The organism is Collimonas sp., from assembly GCF_035566375.1.
Taxonomy (GTDB): domain Bacteria; phylum Pseudomonadota; class Gammaproteobacteria; order Burkholderiales; family Burkholderiaceae_D; genus Collimonas.
Window position 1 is genome coordinate 119,356 of the sequence record NZ_DATMRK010000012.1, and the last position, 18,271, is coordinate 137,626.

Consider the following 18,271-nt stretch of genomic DNA (forward strand, 5'->3'; position numbering starts at 1 on the left):
CCTTAGTACTTGAGCCTATACCCGGTCTTGAAGATCCAGGCCACAATCGCCAGGAACACGGCCAGAAACGCAACGGTCATGGTCAGGCTGATGCTGATGCTGACATCGGCAGTGCCGTAGAAGCTCCAGCGGAAACCGCTGATCAGGTACACCACCGGATTGAACAAGCTTATTGTGTGCCAGACCGGCGGCAGCATCTTGATGGAGTAGAAACTGCCGCCGAGAAATGTCAGCGGCGTGATGATCAGCAGCGGCACCAGCTGCAGTTTTTCGAAATTGTCCGCCCAGATGCCGATGATGAAGCCGAACAGGCTGAAAGTCACCGCCGTCAGCACCAGGAACAGCACCATCCAGAACGGATGCTCGACATGCAGCGGCACGAATAGTCCGGCTGTGGCCAGAATGATCAGGCCGAGCAGCATCGATTTGCTGGCGGCGGCGCCGACATAACTCAGCACGATTTCCCGATACGACACTGGCGCCGACAGCAGTTCATAGATAGTGCCGGTGAACTTCGGGAAGTAGATGCCGAACGAGGCATTCGAGATGCTTTGCGTGAGCAGCGACAGCATGACCAGCCCCGGCACGATAAATGCGCCGTAGCTGACGCCGTCGACCTGGGCAATGCGCGAGCCGATGGCCGCGCCGAAAACGACGAAATACAGCGAGGTCGAGATCACCGGGGCGACGATGCTCTGCAGCAGGGTGCGCCCGGTGCGCGCCATTTCAAACATGTAGATTGCGCGGATTGCATGGAAATTCATTGCTCGTCCTTGATCAGGTTGACGAAAATATTCTCAAGCGAACTCTGGGTGGTTTGAATATCCTTGAACTGGATACCTTCTTCGCTGAGGGCGTTGAGCAGCGAAATGATGGTCACCCGTTCGCCGTTATTTTCGTAGGTATAGACCAGATGGCTGCCGTCGCTGGACAGCTCCAGCTGGTAGGCGGCAAGCGCAGGCGGAATCTGCTCCAGCGGTTGCTCTAGCTGCAAGGTCAGCAGTTTTTTGCCAAGCTTGCGCATCAGTTCTTTCTTGTCCTCGATCAGGATGATCTCGCCCTTGTTGATCACGCCGATCCTGTCGGCCATATCCTCGGCTTCATCGATGTAGTGGGTGGTGAGGATGATGGTCACGCCGCTCTCTCTCAGGGAGCGCACCAGCTGCCACATGTCGTGCCGCAGGTTGACGTCGACGCCGGCGGTCGGTTCGTCGAGGAACAAAATCTGCGGTTCGTGCGACAGGGCCTTGGCAATCAGCACCCGCCGCTTCATGCCGCCGGACAGGGTCATGATCTTGTTGTCCTTCTTGTCCCAAAGGGATAAATCCTTGAGCACCTTTTCGATGTAAGCGGGATTAGCCGGCTTGCCAAACAGGCCACGGCTGAAGGAGACGGTAGCCCATACCGTTTCAAAGGCGTCGGTAGTCAGCTCTTGCGGCACCAGGCCGATCAGCGAACGGGCCGCGCGGAAGCCGCTGACGATGTCGTGGCCGTCCACCCGCACCGTTCCGGTTGAGATATTGAGGATGCCGCAAATGCAACTGATCAGGGTGGTTTTTCCAGCGCCGTTAGGGCCTAGCAACGCCAGGATTTCGCCGCGGCGAATCTCCAGGTTGACGTTCTTGAGAGCCTGATAGCCAGAGGCGTAGGTCTTCGAAATATTTGTGACGGAAATGATGTTTTGCATGAGCCTATCGATCGTGGTAAATGCAGGATTAGCCATGCATTCTAATCCTGATTGCAAATTATTTTTGGCAGCGGCCAGGGTTCTCCGGAGCGTCCTGATTTTCCCGATTTTCACTATCCTCAAAGGCATCGATCAATTTGATCATGCTTTCCATGCGCGACTGTTCCTGCGGCGTCGTTGCGCGATTCCACAGGAGATCGAATTCAGCCACGATCATGTGGTACTCAGCTTCGCCAATAGATGTTTCCTTGGTTTCTTTCTCAAACATATACATATCCCCTCAAGGTGGGAAAACACAAACAGATTGCCACTCAGGCGGGCACCGCGCTCTCCACCGTTCTGGTACGCAAGAGCAGAGCGCCAAGCGCAGCGCCCAAAGCGGCGAAACATGCGCCCACCAGGAAGGCTGTCTGATAGCCGCTGTTGAGTGCGGCTAGCGGTGGATTCCCAGCCGCCAGCAGATTTTCGGTGTGCAAGGCGGCCAGGCTGGCCAGCACCGCCAGGCCAAGCGCACCGCCCATCATGAAAGAGGTGTTGACCACTCCCGAAGCCAGCCCGGATTCGGCTGGCGCGACATCACTCATCGCGGCCAGCAACACCGGATTGAAAGCAACTCCCGCACCGAGGCCGAGCAGGATCATGCCGGGCAATACATCGGCAACGAAATGGCCGTCGAGCGGGGCGCGCGCAAACAGCAGCAGGCCGCAGGCCGCCAGCAACAAACCCGCCGCCAGCGGCCGCCGGATGCCGAAACGCATCACCAGTTTCGCCGAAATTCCCACGGAAAAGACGGCCATGATCAGATTGGCCGGCAGGAAAGCTAGCCCGACTTGCAGCGGTTTGTAACCCAGCACCAGCTGCAGATAAAGTGCCGACAGGAAGAACCAGGCAAACATCGCCGCCGCCCACAGCACGCCGACCACATTGGCGACCGCGACATTGCGTAACTGGAACAGCCTCAGCGGCATCAGCGGCGCCCGCACCCGTGTCTCGATCACCAGGAACGTCAGCAGCAAGGCCGCCGCAATGGCGAGCTGGCTCAGCGTGCGAGGCGAAGCCCAGCCAGCCTGATTGCCATTCACGATGGCATACACGGCAAGCATCAGCGCGGCGGTGACAGTGACGGCGCCGGCTACATCCAGATGCCGCGACTGCGCCTGGTTGTGGATTGCCGGCAGCAAGCGCAACGAGAGCGCGATCACGGCGATGCCGATCGGCAGATTCACCAGGAAAATCCAGTGCCAGCTCAGGCTGTCGGTCAGCAGGCCGCCCAGCATCGCCCCGAGGCTGCCGCCGCCGGCACAGACAAAACCGTAGATTCCCATCGCCTTGGCGCGCTCGGCCGCTTCGCTGAACAGATCCATGATCAGCGATAGCGCTACCGCAGTCACCACCGCGCCGGCCAGCCCTTGTACAGCGGGTGCCGCCAACAGGAAACCTTGCGTGGTGGACAAGCCGCAGGCCAGAGAGGCCAGTGTAAATAGCCCGATGCCGAGCAGGAACAGCCGCCGGTGCCCGTACAAATCGCCGAGCCGGCCACCGAGCAGCAGGAAACCGCCGAAGGTCAGCATATAGGCGTTCACCACCCAGGCCAGAGAGGTGTCGGAGAAACGCAGATCGGTCTTGATCGACGGCAGCGCCACGTTCACGATGGTGGTGTCGAGCACGATCATCAGCACGCCGAGGCAGAGCACGATCAGCGCCAGCCCGCGCCGGTCGCGATGTTCGGTTGCGCTGGAGATAGAGTTTTTAGTCATATCGCATTTTTTTCCAAAGATGAGTGGCTTTGCAACTCTGCAAGGAGACAAAAAGAGGCTGTCGAGCTGCGTAATGCAGCGAGCCTCGAAACCTAGTCGAACCGGAATAGCCGAAATCGACATGCGGGCAATGATTGCGATGTCGGATTGCCGTTTGAATAATGTCGCTCTGTTCAAACTCGCGGGGATTACTGTCGATACATTCGGTCGTCGCTAATGTTACGCTCGCCTGTGTTTTTCGGCTTGCGTAGCTTATTTGTAATTCATAGAAAGAGTGTCATATGTCTTGGTTAAATGAGTTTGCATTGCGATGCCGTCAGTGCATCGATGATGGCGGGGGAGCGGTTGAGATCCGTACTCTGGTCAAACAAGTCCTGGCGGCACACGCCGCTGATTTTGTCCAAACGGAAATCGATCGTATCGTCTATCGTTCCGCAGATCTTTTTATTGTCAGCCTGGCCCAGCCGCCCTACGGCAACACCCCGATTCACGATCACGGTTTTTGGGCTGTCATAGGAATTGCCGACGGCTGCGAGGAAAACGCATTCTTTGAGCGCAGCGAAAAGGGTTTGATTGATAAGGTGAAACGGGTTCAAGTGAACGCTGGTGAAGCGATCATCCTGGCGCCGGATGCGATCCATAAGATTCGCAATCCACTGGGGACGAAGTCGCTGGGGCTGCATGTATATGGCGGCGATCTTACTGCGGCCAGGCGCCATATGTGGAATCCGCATACGGGACAGGAATTGCCGCTGGAACAGTCGCAATTCGAGGCCTGGTGCGAACAGCTGACCGCTGCTGCAGCTAGTCCGGAAAGGCAATCCTGCAATTGGTAATGATTGCGGGCGTGCCTTTCCGGATGGCACATTTCTGAATTCTGAATCGACCCCGCTAGCTCAGGAACTTGGCTTACGTAACTGAGACCAAAGCCGTTCGGCCACCGGCCCGTGGACGACATCGCGCCGGCGTGCCGCGTAGTGCTGCAGCGTGGCGCCTCGCAAATGCCGCCCTTCAAGCGAGAGCAAGCGCTTTGCCTTCAGGTCGGCGTGCACCAGGTGGATGGGCAGATGACCCCAGGCCAGACCTTGCACGATGAGCTCGCGTTTCATCAACTGGTCGGCGACGCTGCATGTGCGTGCACCTTCAATCAGGTAATAGTTGGCCTGCGAGGGACGCTGGCTCGAATCTTTGATCACGCACTGCAGGTAGGGGCGCATGTCGTCGGGCGTGAGCGCATCGCTGATCTGGCCAGCAAAAAATCCCGGAGCGGCAACCGGCACCAACTTTACCTCGAACAGTGCGATTGCTTCGATTTGCGGGTCTGGCTTGTCGAGGTGGTGAAAGATCAGGTCGCAATCACCGTCAGCCAGGCGTTCCCAGGGGCCGCTGATGGCCTCGACCATGAGATTCAGGCGGGTACCTGTATTTAGCCCGTTATTTTCCCCAAAAAATCGTCGCAGCATGCCCAGCGTTTCCGGCAGCGGGCATAGATCGCCGACAACCACGCGTAATTCGGGTTCTTCGCCGGCTGCCAGTTGCGCAGCTTCGCGCCTCAATTCGTCGAATTGCCGCAGAAACAAGACCACGCGCGCGTGAAACGCCGCACCTTCAGCGGTCAGCGCGACCCGGTAGCCGCCGCGATCGAGCAGGACAATGCCGAGTTGCTCTTCCAGCGACTTGAGCGCGGCATGCACGGTTGGGTGGGTACGATTGAGATGGCTTGCCGCGGCCGAGAAACTGCCATGCGCAACCAGCGCTGCGAAGCATTGTAGTTGTAATAACGTTGGTTCTGACATTGTCGTCAAATCCTTCTATCTTTGTAAAAACAAAGTAATTTTTTTAGACATTGATCGATCTTAACATGGTGTTTCAACCTACTTTGGAGATCGAAATGAGGGCAATCACACGTAAGCAGTTTGGCGGGCCGGAGGTGCTGGAAGTGCGCGACGTTGCGGCGCCGACCATGCAGCCGGGCAGCGTCATGATCGAAGTGCGGGCATTTGGCCTGAACCGGGCCGAGTTGTACATGCGGCGCGGCGAGTGGGCAGAGGTGGCAGCGATCAGCGGTATCGAATGTGTCGGCCGCGTCGTAGCCGACGCCACCAATCGGCTGCGGCAGGGACAAACTGTCATGGCGTTAATGGGCGGAATGGGCCGAACTATTGATGGCAGCTACGCCGACTATACGGTGGTTCCGGCAGGCAATGTCATTCCGATTGACAGCAGCCTGCCGTGGGATCTGCTGGCGGCTTTGCCCGAAACCTATGCAACTGCATGGACCTGTTTGCAGCGCAATCTTGCGCTCAAGGCCGGGCAGCGGCTCGTAGTGCGGGGCGGCAGCTCCAGCCTGGGACAGGCCGCCATCGACATGGCGGTACAACTGGGGGCCGAGGTGATCGCCACCACGCGCAGCGCCGAGCGCGAACCGCTATTGCGCAAGCTAGGTGCGCACCATGTGGTGACAGCAGACGGCGAGTTGACTGCGGCATTGGCGCCCATTGGCGGCAAAGTCGATGCAGTACTGGATTTACTGGGCAACAGCAGCATTCTCGATTCATTGCGCGCCACGCGGCGCGGCGGCCGAGTATGCCTGGCGGGCTTCCTCGGCGGTCTCGCTCCCTTGGTCGATTTCAATCCGCTCAGCCAGATGCCAAGCGGGGTCCATCTGAGCTTTTTCGGTAGCTTCAATTTTGGTTCCGGCGACTTCCCCTTGTCGGACGTGCCGATGCAGCAGATCGTCAACCTGATCGCAGACGGACAGCTTCGGGGGCGGCCAGCGCGCAGCTTCGCGTTTTCCGAGGTGTCCCTTGCGCACCAGTTAATGGAACGCAACGAGGCGCTGGGCAAGTTCGTTGTACTCTGCTAGAACTATCAAAGCGCCACCATCAATCCGTCAATATCTGCAATCGCCCATATCCATCTATACTGCAAGCTTGAGTCACACCACTGCTGATGGTCTATGGGCGATTGCAAGCGCCGCACACCGCAAGCGACAGGAAACAATGCATACAACACGACGCAAACTGATGAAATCTCTATTGGCCTTGAGCACGATGGCTGTCGCCGCCACAGCCTGGGCTGGTTACAACATCTGGTCCAATGAATATACGTTTTCGCAAAAGCAACTGCAGAGCGCGATCGAAAGCAAGTTCCCGCAGCAGCTGCGGTATGCGGAAGTGTTCAACGTTAATCTGAAAAATCCTCGCCTGACCCTGAATCCGGCGCAAAACCGTGTGCTGACGCAGGTGAACGTCAGTGTGCTTAGCCCGCTGTTGCTGGCGGCGCCATTGAATGGCGCGATTACGCTGAGCAGCGGTTTGAGATATGACAAGGCGAGCCGCGCCATCCTGCTTGACAAGCCGACCGTCGACAGCATCGATTTCAGCGCCGTGCCGGCGCAATACAAGCAGCAGCTGAGCCAGATAGGCACGATCGTGGCGGAGCAGGTATTGAAGGATTATCCGATTCACACCTTTACCAGCGACGAGCTGCGTTTGAGCGGGAAAACCTTCGAGCCCGGCGCCATCACCGTGCAGCCTGACGGTATTGCGGTAGAAATCAACGAGTCCTGATAACAGGCTCTAAGCCCGGCGCTTGATAAATGTCGACTTGGTATAAGCCAGGCTAAAGCCGGCGCGTTCGGTGTTGCGGGCGCTGCTGTTGGCCGGCCGCGCGGTGACGCTGGCGAGTGTGCAACCGGCATCCTGGGCCGCCGTCAGTCTGGCGTGCAGCAGCGCAAGTTGAGCCCCGCGTCCTCTATACGCCGGCAGTGTGCTGGCGATATACAAATGCGCCAGCAATCCTAAAGGTGTCTCGATCAGGCTCATGCCGGCAGTGGCGGCTACCTTGCCGTCTACGGTTGCGGCAAAAAGCAAGGTGTCGCTTCGTTGCAGCGCTATCTGCGCGAGCGTTTCCAGCAAGATGAGCGGGCGGTTTACCGCCTGTAAGGAAAATCCGGTAACCGAGTTGCTGATAAATGTGCGTGCGACTAGAGCTCTATCGGCGATTATCTCGATCCCATTGCCGCCATGTGCGGCGGCGTAGGTGTCGGCCGGCGTCAAATGCCGCACGTAGGTGTTGCTGAAAGCGTTGACGACATATCCGCGCTCGGCCAACACCGTTAGCGTACTGCTGTCGGCATGCGGGCAGATATCGCATTGCGTCTCCAAGCCCTGGGCGTCATAGATTGCTTCCAGTTGCGCCAGTTGGTTGGAGTTCACCGGCGCTCCCATGCCGAGCCCTGTGACGTGATTGAGTTTGCGTCCGAAACCGGGATTTGTGAGCGCTGCGACGCCGCCGCAAATGGCGATGGAGCGACATTCTTCGCGTCCGCTCAACTGCCTGTACGCGGCAACTTGCCGGCTCAAATGCGTTGCTTCGGCGGCTTCAAGCGTATGGGCGAGTTCGGGTCCGGTCAAAATCATGGCAAGTCGGTGCAAGGTTTCGGGAGGAGGCTGCCGTCTGTTTGGGCGCTCAAATCAAGCCGGGATGATTGTATCCGAGTAGATCATTTGCCGCGACTCCCCCATCAAAAACGCCCGGTTCGGCTCGATCACTTGCCGCAGGTAACTCCAGAGTGCCGCAACCCGCGCCACATTACGGGTTTCGGTGGCGGCCACCAGCCAGAACGCGCGCTGGATGTCGACCTGGCCATCCAGCACCGGCACCAGATCCTCGCTTTGCTGCGCCAGGAAACAAGGCAGAATTGCCAGCCCCTGGCCGCTGCGCGCCGCCGTGTACTGGGCGATCACGCTGGTGCTGCGAAAGGCGCGGAATGCGGCCGGCGCGACATTGTCCTTGTAGCGCAACTCTTCGCTGAACACCAGGTCGTCGACATAGCCGATGAAAGCATGGCTGCTCAAGTCTTGCACCGTATTGATCGGCGCGTGATTCGCCAGGTAAGACGGAGTGGCGTACAGCTTGAGCAAATAATCGGTCAACTTGGTGACAACGTAATTGCCGCTTTGCGGGCGTTCGATGGTGACGCCGATATCGGCTTCGCGCTTGGACAGGTTGACGAAGCGCGGCACCGGCAGCAGGTCGACCGTGATGTGCGGATGCCGTGCACAGAAATGCGCCAGGTGCGGCGCCAGTACAAAAGTGCCGAAACCTTCGGTGGCGCCGAGCCGGACTTGTCCTGACAGCAGGCGGTTGTGGCCGCTCAATTCCTCGGCGGCGGCATACACCGTGCTTTCGACCCGCTCCGCATATTCGATCAGCCGATGACCTTCTGCGGTCAGGGTGTAACCCTGGTTGTTGCGCTCGAACAGCTGGCTGCCGACCTGTTCCTCAAAGCGGCGCATGCGGCGTGAAACGGTCGAGTGGTCGATGCCGAGTTTTTTTGCCGCTTCAACCAGGCCCTGACTGCGCGTCAGCTCCAGAAACACCCGCAGATTATCCCAATCCAGCATCGCGTTCGTTGATTTCATGGTGTCTCCTTGCTGTGCATAAATGCAAAGTCATTGTGGATTATTGTCTATTGTTTCAATAATAATGCACATGCAGAATGTCCCTGTAGAAAAATTTTTATAAAAACGGTTCTCGGCCCGCAGCGGCTGCAAGAACTGAAAAACAGGAGACAACGATGTTGACAAAGCACCACCAGTTGCTTGCACGTAGTTCTGCCGTGATCTTCTCTTGCATGGGTTTGCTGGCGGGTTTGCTATCCGTTAGCCAGGCCTTGGCCCAGGACAGCGATGTCTACAAGGTCGGCATCCTGACCGATATGTCGGGGCCGTATTCGGCGATGGGTGGACCGGGCTCGGTGGTGGCGGCCAAGATGGCAATCGAAGATTGTATGAAGGCCGAATGCAGGGGCATGAAAATCGAATTGCTGACCGCCGATCACCAGAACAAGGCCGACATCGGCGCCTCCAAGGCGCGTGAATGGATAGACCGCGACAAGGTCGACGCCATCGCCGACCTGACCAATTCCTCGGTGGCGCTGGCGGTGCAGCGTTTGATCCGCGACAAGGGCGGCGTCGCCATGTACAGCGGCCCGGCAACCACCGTGCTGACCAACGCGGAATGCGCGAGCAACGGTTTCCACTGGATGTTCGATACCTATTCACAAGCCGCCGGAGCGGCCGCCGCATTGACCAGGATGGGGCAGAAATCCTGGTACTTCGTCACCGTCGATTACGCCTTCGGCCAGTCGCTGGAAAAAGATGCCGGCGATGTCGTCAAGCGCCTCGGCGGCACTGTGGTGGGATCGATCCGCCATCCACTGAACGCCAGCGATCTGTCTTCGTTCCTGTTGCAGGCGCAGAGTTCGAAGGCGCAGGTGATCGGCTTGGCCAACGGCGGCCAGGACACCGTGAATGCGATCAAGCAGGCGCGCTCCTTCGGCATCGGCAGCAAGAATCAGCGCCTGGCGGCCTTACTGGTGTTCTTATCGGATGTACATGCGCTGGGCTTGAACGATGCGCAAGGGCTGGTCTATACCGACGGCTTCTACTGGGATTTCGATAACGATACGCGGGCTTTTTCCAAGCGTTTCGAAACGCTTTATAAGGGCAACAAGCCGACCATGGTGCACGCCGGTGTCTATTCCAGCGTGTATCACTATCTGAAAGCGGCGGCCGCTACCAAGTCACACGATTGGAAAATCGTGACGCAAAAAATGCGTGATATCCCGATCCAGGACGCCGTCATGCGCAATGCTTCGATTCGTCCGGACGGCCGGGTGATCCATGACATGTATCTGTATCAAGTTAAAACGCCGACCGAATCGAAAGGCCCTTGGGATTATCTGAAACTGCAGTCGACGATTCCGGCGCAGCAGGCTTTCAAGCCGATGGACGCTTCCTGTTCATTGGCAAAGTAACGCATACAGCCGGTTGTTCTGCGCCGCGGCGGGAACACCATTTATTTTTTATTGTTCGAGGAAATCATCATGTCCGCTACCACCAACATCCCTAATGTTCCCCTGTACATCGGCGGCAAAACCGTCCAATCCACCAGCACCGAATGGCGCGACATCCACAATCCGGCAACCCAGGAAGTGGTGGCGCGGGTGCCGTTCGCCACCAAGGCCGAAGTCGATCACGCGGTAGCCAACGCCAAGCAGGCGTTTGCTGGCTGGCGCAACACTTCGCTGGCGCAGCGCATGCGCATCATGCTCAAGTTCCAGCAGCTGCTGCGTGAAAATATCGCGCCGCTGGCCGAACTGATTACACGCGAGCACGGCAAGACCTTGCCCGACGCCGAGGGCGAAGTGATGCGCGGGCTGGAAGTGGTCGAGCATGCCTGTTCCATCACTTCGCTGCAATTGGGTGAGCTGGCTGAAAATGCTGCTACCGGGGTCGATGTCTACACCATCAATCAACCGCTGGGCGTCGGCGCCGGTATTACCGCATTCAATTTTCCGGTGATGCTGCCTTGTTTCATGTTCCCGGTGGCGGTAGCTTGCGGCAATACCTTTATCCTGAAGCCGTCCGAGCAGGATCCGTCATCCTCGTTGTTCCTGGTGGAACTGGCGCAGCAGGCCGGTTTGCCGCCGGGCGTGTTGAACGTGGTGCATGGCGGCCCGGAGGTGGCCAACATGTTGTGCGATCACCCTGACATCAAGGCGATTTCCTTCATCGGCTCGACCCACGTCGGCACCCATATCTATCGCCGCGCCAGCGAAGCCGGCAAGCGGGCGCAATGCATGATGGGAGCGAAAAACCATTGCATCGTGCTGCCAGACGCCAACAAGGATCAAGCCATCAACAATCTGCTGGGCGCGGCTTTCGGCGCCGCCGGCCAGCGTTGCATGGCGAATTCGATGGTGCTGCTGGTGGGCAAGGCGCGCTCCTGGCTGCCGGAAATTGTTGAACGTTCACGCGGCTTGAAAATCGGCCCCGGCAGCGATCGCAAGGCCGACCTTGGACCGATGGTGTCGAAAGCCGCCAAGGCGCGCACCGAACGGCTGATCGGAACTGGTGTGGAGCAGGGCGCGCAATTGCTGCTGGATGGCCGCAACTGCGAGGTGGCTGGTTACCCGGACGGCAATTTCGTCGGGCCGACGATTTTTTCCGGCGTCACCGCCGAGATGGATATCTATACGCAAGAGATTTTCGGCCCCGCCATGTGTGTGGTCGAGCTGGAGACGCTGGATGAGGCGATTGCCTTCATCAACGCCAATCCGAACGGCAACGGCACCTCGATCTTTACCTCCTCCGGCTGGGCTGCGCGCAAGTTCCAGAACGAGATCGACGTCGGCCAGGTCGGCATCAATGTGCCGATCCCTGTGCCGGTGGCTTATTTCAGCTTTACCGGTTCGCGTGCTTCCAAGCTGGGCGATCTCGGCCCTAACGGCAAGCAGGCGGTGCAGTTCTGGACCCAGACCAAGACCGTGACTGCGCGCTGGTTTGCGCCGGATGCGGATGGCGGCGAAATCAACACCACGATTTCGATGAAGTGACGCCGGTTTGCCGATAAATAAGAGGAAAACAAGAGGAGATTTTCATGAGCAGCGAAATCGTTTTTATCGGCCTCGGCCACATGGGTTTGCCGATGGCGCTGAACCTGGTGAAGGCCGGCTGCCAAGTCAGCGGCCATGATCTGGTAGCGGCCAGCGTCGAGCAGTTCGTCGCCGGCGGCGGCAGTACCAATGAGGATCTGGCGGCCGCACTTGGCGCCGCCAAGGTCATCATCACCATGCTGCCGGCCAGTCGCCATGTCGAAGGAGCCTATCTGGGCCCCAATGGGATTTTGGCGCAAGCTGCGCCAGGCGCCTTGCTGATCGATTGCTCGACCATCGCGCCTGACGCTGCCCGCAAGGTAGCAGCCGCGGCACGCGATAAAGGTTTCACCATGCTCGATGCGCCGGTCTCGGGCGGCACCGGCGGCGCTGCTGCCGGTACGCTGACCTTCATGGTCGGCGGTTCGGACGAGGGTTTTGCGCTTGCCAAGCCGTATTTCGAAAAGATGGGCAAGGCGATTTTTCACGCCGGCGATAACGGCAGCGGCCAGACCGTCAAGGTGTGCAACAACATGCTGCTGGGGATTTTGATGATCGGCACTTCCGAAGCGATCAGGCTGGGCATGGCGAACGGCATGGATCCCAAAGTGCTATCGGAAATCATGGCGAAAAGTTCGGGCCGCAACTGGGCGCTGGAAGTGTATAACCCTTGTCCCGGCGTGATGGAAAATGCGCCGGCGTCGAAAGGTTACAGCGGCGGTTTCGGTGTCGATCTGATGCTCAAGGATCTGGGGCTGGCGGTGGAAAACTCTTTATCCACCGGCAGCAGCGTGCCGCTGGGAGCGCTGGCGCGCAATCTGTACGATATCCACAGCAAGAGCGGCGCCGGCGGCCTGGATTTTTCCAGTATTTTCAATCTGCTGGCCAAAGCCGAATCGGCTTAGTCAGCCTGACTTCAGCAGGCGCTTGCGCTCTGCCGTGTATGACCACCACGGCAGCGGCTCGGCGCCTTCCATATATCGCACCACCGACATGAAGACATCGATCACGCATGGATCGTGCCGGGAGCCGGTCTTGGCGCACAGTGCGTCGTACATCTGCAGCGGCGATTTGCCGACCAGTTGTTCAGGGCGCTGAATACCGATGCAACGCAGATCGGCGGCGCCGGCCTTGCCGATATTCGGCAAATCTTCCAGGCGGACCACAGCCGCTCTGTCCAGGTATTTGGGCATGGGATTTCTCATGAGATTTTCTTTTTCTCAGTTTCGGGCACGGAAACCCGGCCTGCAAGAGAATTTATATCCACGCCATTCTTCTTTAGCAAGTCCTCTAATGCAGGCAATAAAACCCCCAATTTCTCTTCAAGCGTGGCGCGCACAGTATCCACTACGACTTGGGTGCCGCGTTCAATCTCGATATTAATCATATCTCCGACAGCTTTTCCCTCGAAATTCGTGACTCTGCGCGTTTCCGGTATAAGCCAGATTTCAAACCAGCTCTCTTCCCGATTTACTTCAGAAACAGTCAAGCTGGTCCCGTTCAGAGCGATATATCCTTTAGGAAAAATATAGCGCTTCCACACTGGCGGCACTTCTATACGCATGCTGCAGTTGTTGCCAAATTTATTGATACGACCGATTTTTGCGGAGAAATCGACATGACCGGAGAGTGGGTGTCCGCCTATTTCAGCGCCATCCCTGGCCGCTCGCTCAACATTAACTTGAAAGCCGGAGCTGGTCGAACCGAGCGTGGTCACCAATAAACTCTGATGCATGACATCAAATCTGACCCGGGTTGGACTTAGTTTCTCGGTAGCGGTCAGGCATACTCCATCAACGGCAACGCTGCCTCCGATAGCCAGATCGCGGCAAAAATCCGGTGAGAATTCAATCTCAAAAGTTCTGATGCCGCCTCGTCAATTGACGAGTCGATAACGGCAACGCCTTGAGTGATACCTGTAAACATCTAACGCTCCTCAAGAAGACCGGCAGAGGCCAGGGTGACGTGCATGCCGACGAATTTGCCATAGTAACTGATCGAATAATTTCTCAATCTGACGCAGGTTAAATTTTAAAATTCCGGCAAGTTTTGCATCGGCATTGACCTGCCTCCAAGACTGCGCGGCGTTCGGGTAACGGTGTCAGCTCGCGTAAGGCCTAATCAAGAATCCTTCTGCGATATTCCCGCACAAGGGGTTTTATCCGTAAGCCTGCACATATGCTTATGCAAGAAAATTAGTTGACGGCAAGTATCTGTATCGAATATAAAGACAGTATGAAGTCCAGTCGATTTGCCGTGGCGGCACATATTTTAGTCAGCGTCGAGTACGCTACCAGGGGCGGGGAAGTGTATTTTCCTTCCACCGCGATTGCTGCCAGCGTTAATACCAACCCGGTTTTTGTGCGAGAACTTTTGCGCAAGCTGAGCAAGGCCAGGCTGGTGCTGACCAAGGAGGGCAAGGGCGGCGGCGTGCAACTGGCGCGGCCGGCCTCGGCGATCAACCTGGCCGAGATCTATCAGGCAGTGGAGGAGGGGCCGGTGCTGAAGCACAATACGCGCTCGAAAGACCTTTGTTGTCCGGTGAGCTGCGGTATGGATATGGTGCTTGATCCAGTGGTGTCGGAAGTGGAAGGCGCCTTGCTGGAAATTCTGCGGGGAAGAAAATTGTCCGATCTGGTTAATAAGATTGCTGACAAGACGGGAAAGTAGTGGTTTTTTATGATTAACTGTATAAAAATTAAATACAGTTAATTTGGTGAAAAGGATCGTTTTGATCCTATTTTTATATTCTTAACTGTATTAAAAAATAATACAGTTTAGTCGAGCGTTATCAGACATAAACGAACAGGAGTTTCACATGGAAAAAAATCTGGCTACGGTCACAGTCAGCGCCCAAAATGACAGCCTTCTCGATCTACCCATTCCCGCCAGCAGCGCGCCGTCAACCTTGCGCTCCTGGTTGTCAGTGGTGGCGGTGGCGACCGGCGCTTTCGCCTTTGTGACTACCGAATTCCTGCCGGTCGGCCTGCTGCCGCAAATCGCCCACGACCTTGGCGTCTCGCCTGGCACGGCGGGCTTGATGGTAACCACGCCGGGGGTTATCGCGGCGATCTCGGCGCCGGCCTTGATGCTCGGGGCGGGGCGCATCAATCGCCGCCTGATCCTGTTGACTTTGTCGGTGTTGCTGCTGGCGTCCAACCTGGTATCGGCGATGGCTCCCGGTTTTGGCACGATGCTGCTGGGCCGGGCTTTGCTGGGCGCCGCCCTGGGTGGGTTCTGGACGCTGGCGCTGGCGACTTCGGCGCGGCTGGTGCACGAGCAGCACGCCGCCAAGGCGACGGCGATGATACTGACCGGCGTCACCTTCGCCACGGTGATAGGGGTGCCGCTAGGAACATTTATCAGTACCCTGGCTTCCTGGCGCGCATCGTTTGTCGCCACCGGCGTGCTGGCTGCAGTGGCGCTGGCTGCGCAAGCGCTGCTGTTGCCGTCGCTGCCGTCGAAAGCGGCGATCCGCCTTGCCGATTTGCGCGCCTTGCTGGGGCGCGCCAATACCCGTAAAAGCTTGCTGATGGTAGCGCTGGTGTTTGGTGCGCACTTTTCGTCCTACACCTATGTCACGCCGTTCCTGGTGCAAAGCGCTGGCTTCAGCCTGCCTGCGATTACCTCGATATTGCTGGGCTTCGGCTTGGTCGGTTTCATTTCGAATTTCGTGGTCTCGACCACGGTCAGCCGCAGTTTGCAACTTTCCTTGTTTGTGGTGGTGGCGATATTGATGGCGGCTCTGTTGGCATTGCCGCTGCTGCACGCTTCTCAGGCTGGCGTAGTGTTCATGATATTGGCATGGGGCGTTGCATTCGGCGCGATTCCCTTGTGCCTCAGCATTTGGCTGCAATTGTCTTCACCCGATTTGCCGGAAGCCGGTTCCGCTCTGTTCGTCAGCATCGTTCAGGTGGCGATCGCGGTGGGTTCGTCGGTCGGCGGGGTGGTGGTCGATGCGCATGGCGTCCACGCCACCTTGTTCCTGGGCGGCGCCCTGGCGCTGGCAGGCCTCGCAGTGATCGCCAGTTTTGGCATCAATAACAAGAAACTGGGCGAGATATTAAGTCAGTAACGCTGACTCGATAGTTTATGACGAAATAGCTGGCCGGCGCTGGTTAGTGGCCTGCCTGACTGGGCCGGCGGCTGCCAGCGGGCGCCGGCTGGTTGGCGTTAGCCGTGGCTTGCGCTGACCGTTGGCCAAGCCAGACGCTGATAAGGATGATCGCTGCGCCCAGTATTTGCAGTGGCGACAGTTGTTGATCGAGTATCAGCCAGCCGAGCAAAGTGGCTGTTACCGGACTCAGCAAGCCGAGTGAGGCAGCGGCCGCCGGCTGTATTTTTTGCAAGCCGCGGAACCAGAGCCAGTAAGTCAGGCCGGCGCCGATCAGGCCGAGATAAATGAAACCGACGATATTCTGCACGCTGAGCGCGGGCAGCGGCGGTTCAAGCCAGAGTGCCAAAGGCAGCAGCAGCAAACCACCGGTAGTCAGTTGCCAGGCGGTGAAGGTGAGCGGCGCTACCGGCGCCTGCCAGCGTTTGCTGAGCGCGGTGCCGATGGCCATGGACACTGCGCCCAGCAGGCCGGCGGCGATGCCAATGGCGTCTAGTCTGGCCGAGGGCGTGAGCACCAGCAAGGCGACGCCGGCGATGCCAGCCGCGCCTGCGACCAAAGCCAGGCGGCGCGGCATCTGGCTGAACAGCAACCAGGAAAACAGCAGCACCAGCAACGGCTGGATCGCGCCGACTGTCGCGGCAACACCGCCTGGCAAGCGATAGGCGGAAACAAACAGCAAGCTCCAGAACACGGTGAAGTTCAAGGCGCCGAGCACAAATACGCGCAACCACCAGATGCCGCGAGGAAGTTTTCGCAGCAGCGCCAGAAGCAGCAATCCGACCGGCAGCGCGCGCAGCATCGCCAGCATCAGCGGATGGCCGGCAGGCAGGAGTTGGGTGGTGACCAGGTAAGTGCTACCCCAGATCGCAGGCGCGATGGCGGTGAGCAGGGTGTCATTCAGGGTGGTGTTTATTTTCTTCATGGTATTAATCTTTACGTGAACTATCTTTATATCAAGATAAGTGCATTTTACAGAAGAGTATCTTGATGTCAAGATATCGACTTTGATCTCAGCAATTCATCAGAAGCGGATTATTTGAATGGCAATGGATAAAGTCGATAAGATTCTTGAGCAGTGGCAGCGCGAGCGGCCGGATCTGGATAGCTCCCCCATGGGCGTCATCGGCCGTATCGGCCGCTTGGCGCATCATCTGGAGCGCGGGGTGAATCAGGGGCTGGATCAGTTTGGCTTGAGCAACTGGTCATTTGACGTGCTGGCCGCTTTGCGCCGCGCCGGCCAGCCGTATCGGCTATCGCCCAACGCCTTGCTGCAATCGCTGATGATTACTTCCGGCACCATGACCAATCGCATCGATCACCTGGAGCGTGCGGGCTTGGTGGAGCGCGGGCATAACCCGGATGACAGGCGTAGCGTATTGATCAGCCTGACTCCAAGCGGCCTCGAGTTGATCGAGAGGGCAGTAGCAGCGCATGTCGCCAACGAGCATCGCTTGCTGGCTGAATTGGGGGCTGCGGACAGAGAGTTGTTGGCGGGATTGTTGCGGCAACTGCTGGTCAAATTTGAATCTTGACGGGTTAAATCTTGAAGGGTTAAATTTTGATGCGGCCGCTTCGGATCGTCACGTGACAGGCGTAAAAAAACGCTGCGGATAATCGGCAGCGTTTTTTTGCAGGAGGGGCTGTGTTAGCCCCGTTTTTTAACCGCGCTTTTTAGCCACGTTTCTTGAACTCGTTGGTGCGTGTATCGATTTCAATCAAGTCGTCCGAGCTGACGAACAATGGCACCATGACTATGTGCTGATTGGCTTCGATCGCGTTTTCGATCTTGGCTTCTTTCAAGACGTTGCCCGAAGTATTGCCCTTGACCGCTGGTTCCGAGTAGACCACCTGGCGCACGATAGTGGTCGGCAGTTCGACCGAAATTGCCTTGCCGTCGTAAAAAACAGCTTCGCATTCCATGCCGTCTTTCAGGTAGTGCAGAGCATCGCCCAGGTTTTCTTCTTCGATTTCATACTGTTCGTAGTCGGCGTCCATGAACACAAACAGCGGATCGGCGAAATACGAATAAGTCACAGGTTTCTTGTCGAGCACAACGACATCAAACTTGTCGTCGCCGCGGAAAACGTTTTCCTGCGGGCTGTTGGTCAGCAGGTTCTTCATCTTCCACTTGTAGGTGAAGCCCGTGCGGCTCGAACCGTTGACGTCAGAGCGCAAAACGATCATAGGCTTGCTGTCAACCATAATGATGTTGCCGACACGAATTTCTTTTGCTGGTTTCATAGCGAATATACGTAAAAAGTAGG

The 18,271-nt window shown here is 57.5% G+C and carries 19 protein-coding genes and 1 pseudogene; 9 read left to right on the forward strand and 11 right to left on the reverse strand.

Going from position 1 to position 18,271, the window contains the following annotated elements; all coding sequences use genetic code 11:
* Positions 1–2: 2 nt before the first annotated feature.
* The 4 genes from VNZ60_RS03000 to VNZ60_RS03015 are packed head-to-tail and all read right to left on the reverse strand — an operon-like array spanning position 3 to position 3,444.
* A complete protein-coding gene (locus tag VNZ60_RS03000; protein ID WP_325656940.1) occupies positions 3–764 on the reverse strand; it encodes an ABC transporter permease in 762 nt (253 codons plus the stop codon).
* Positions 761–1,687, reverse strand: coding sequence for an ABC transporter ATP-binding protein (locus tag VNZ60_RS03005; RefSeq protein WP_325657027.1), 927 nt, complete (start codon positions 1,685–1,687; stop codon positions 761–763). Before VNZ60_RS03005 ends, VNZ60_RS03000 begins: the two co-directional genes overlap by 4 nt.
* Before the next feature lie 58 nt (positions 1,688–1,745).
* Complete coding sequence (locus VNZ60_RS03010) at positions 1,746–1,955, reverse strand: hypothetical protein (protein ID WP_325656941.1); 210 nt, start codon at positions 1,953–1,955, stop codon at positions 1,746–1,748.
* 43 nt (positions 1,956–1,998) lie between these two features.
* Complete coding sequence (locus tag VNZ60_RS03015; protein WP_325656942.1) at positions 1,999–3,444, reverse strand: DHA2 family efflux MFS transporter permease subunit; 1,446 nt, start codon at positions 3,442–3,444, stop codon at positions 1,999–2,001.
* 281 nt (positions 3,445–3,725) lie between these two features.
* Between VNZ60_RS03015 and VNZ60_RS03020 the strand changes: the two genes are divergently transcribed.
* The gene (locus VNZ60_RS03020; protein ID WP_325656943.1) at positions 3,726–4,280 is read left to right on the forward strand and encodes a cysteine dioxygenase family protein; all 555 of its coding nucleotides are present in this window, start codon (positions 3,726–3,728) and stop codon (positions 4,278–4,280) included.
* Positions 4,281–4,340: 60 nt separating this feature from the next.
* Here the strand turns inward: VNZ60_RS03020 and VNZ60_RS03025 are convergent, their stop codons facing one another.
* On the reverse strand, positions 4,341–5,240 hold the full coding sequence (locus VNZ60_RS03025) for a LysR family transcriptional regulator (RefSeq protein WP_325656944.1): 900 nt from the start codon (positions 5,238–5,240) through the stop codon (positions 4,341–4,343).
* A 95-nt stretch (positions 5,241–5,335) separates the two neighbouring features.
* On the opposite strand from VNZ60_RS03025, the gene VNZ60_RS03030 reads away from it, so the two are divergent.
* A complete protein-coding gene (locus VNZ60_RS03030) occupies positions 5,336–6,310 on the forward strand; it encodes a zinc-binding dehydrogenase (protein WP_325656945.1) in 975 nt (324 codons plus the stop codon).
* 160 nt (positions 6,311–6,470) lie between these two features.
* Positions 6,471–7,016, forward strand: a complete 546-nt coding sequence (locus tag VNZ60_RS03035) for a DUF1439 domain-containing protein (RefSeq protein ID WP_325656946.1) — start codon at positions 6,471–6,473, stop codon at positions 7,014–7,016.
* Positions 7,017–7,025: 9 nt separating this feature from the next.
* Here VNZ60_RS03035 and VNZ60_RS03040 read toward each other — a convergent pair whose 3' ends face one another.
* Positions 7,026–7,868 (reverse strand): GNAT family N-acetyltransferase, encoded by an 843-nt coding sequence (locus VNZ60_RS03040; protein ID WP_325656947.1) that lies wholly within the window; start codon positions 7,866–7,868, stop codon positions 7,026–7,028.
* A 54-nt stretch (positions 7,869–7,922) separates the two neighbouring features.
* Entirely contained in the window at positions 7,923–8,855 is a 933-nt protein-coding gene (locus VNZ60_RS03045) for a LysR family transcriptional regulator (protein ID WP_325657028.1), read from the reverse strand.
* Positions 8,856–9,085: 230 nt separating this feature from the next.
* On the opposite strand from VNZ60_RS03045, the gene VNZ60_RS03050 reads away from it, so the two are divergent.
* From VNZ60_RS03050 to mmsB, 3 genes are all read left to right on the forward strand, one after another.
* A complete protein-coding gene (locus VNZ60_RS03050; protein ID WP_325657029.1) occupies positions 9,086–10,270 on the forward strand; it encodes an ABC transporter substrate-binding protein in 1,185 nt (394 codons plus the stop codon).
* Between the two features lie 69 nt (positions 10,271–10,339).
* Entirely contained in the window at positions 10,340–11,851 is a 1,512-nt protein-coding gene (locus VNZ60_RS03055; protein ID WP_325656948.1) for a CoA-acylating methylmalonate-semialdehyde dehydrogenase, read from the forward strand.
* A 44-nt stretch (positions 11,852–11,895) separates the two neighbouring features.
* On the forward strand, positions 11,896–12,795 hold the full coding sequence (mmsB, locus tag VNZ60_RS03060; RefSeq protein ID WP_325656949.1) for a 3-hydroxyisobutyrate dehydrogenase: 900 nt from the start codon (positions 11,896–11,898) through the stop codon (positions 12,793–12,795).
* On the opposite strand, the gene VNZ60_RS03065 is transcribed toward mmsB, so the two are convergent.
* Positions 12,796–13,095 carry a helix-hairpin-helix domain-containing protein gene (locus VNZ60_RS03065; protein WP_325656950.1) on the reverse strand — a complete coding sequence of 100 codons (300 nt, stop codon included), beginning with the start codon at positions 13,093–13,095 and terminating at the stop codon, positions 12,796–12,798.
* Positions 13,092–13,816 (reverse strand): annotated as a pseudogene (locus VNZ60_RS03070) (riboflavin synthase subunit alpha). The gene VNZ60_RS03065 and the pseudogene VNZ60_RS03070 overlap by 4 nt, the downstream one beginning before the upstream one ends.
* A gap of 309 nt (positions 13,817–14,125) precedes the next feature.
* On the opposite strand from VNZ60_RS03070, the gene VNZ60_RS03080 reads away from it, so the two are divergent.
* Entirely contained in the window at positions 14,126–14,560 is a 435-nt protein-coding gene (locus VNZ60_RS03080) for an Rrf2 family transcriptional regulator (RefSeq protein ID WP_325656952.1), read from the forward strand.
* Positions 14,561–14,708: 148 nt separating this feature from the next.
* Positions 14,709–15,965 (forward strand): MFS transporter, encoded by a 1,257-nt coding sequence (locus VNZ60_RS03085; protein WP_325656953.1) that lies wholly within the window; start codon positions 14,709–14,711, stop codon positions 15,963–15,965.
* 43 nt (positions 15,966–16,008) lie between these two features.
* Here VNZ60_RS03085 and VNZ60_RS03090 read toward each other — a convergent pair whose 3' ends face one another.
* Entirely contained in the window at positions 16,009–16,929 is a 921-nt protein-coding gene (locus tag VNZ60_RS03090) for an EamA family transporter (protein WP_325656954.1), read from the reverse strand.
* 124 nt (positions 16,930–17,053) lie between these two features.
* Between VNZ60_RS03090 and VNZ60_RS03095 the strand changes: the two genes are divergently transcribed.
* A complete protein-coding gene (locus VNZ60_RS03095) occupies positions 17,054–17,539 on the forward strand; it encodes a MarR family winged helix-turn-helix transcriptional regulator (protein WP_325657031.1) in 486 nt (161 codons plus the stop codon).
* A 139-nt stretch (positions 17,540–17,678) separates the two neighbouring features.
* Here the strand turns inward: VNZ60_RS03095 and VNZ60_RS03100 are convergent, their stop codons facing one another.
* Positions 17,679–18,248: an elongation factor P gene (locus VNZ60_RS03100; RefSeq protein WP_092356481.1), complete on the reverse strand. Its 570-nt coding sequence runs from the start codon at positions 18,246–18,248 to the stop codon at positions 17,679–17,681.
* Positions 18,249–18,271: the final 23 nt, after the last annotated feature.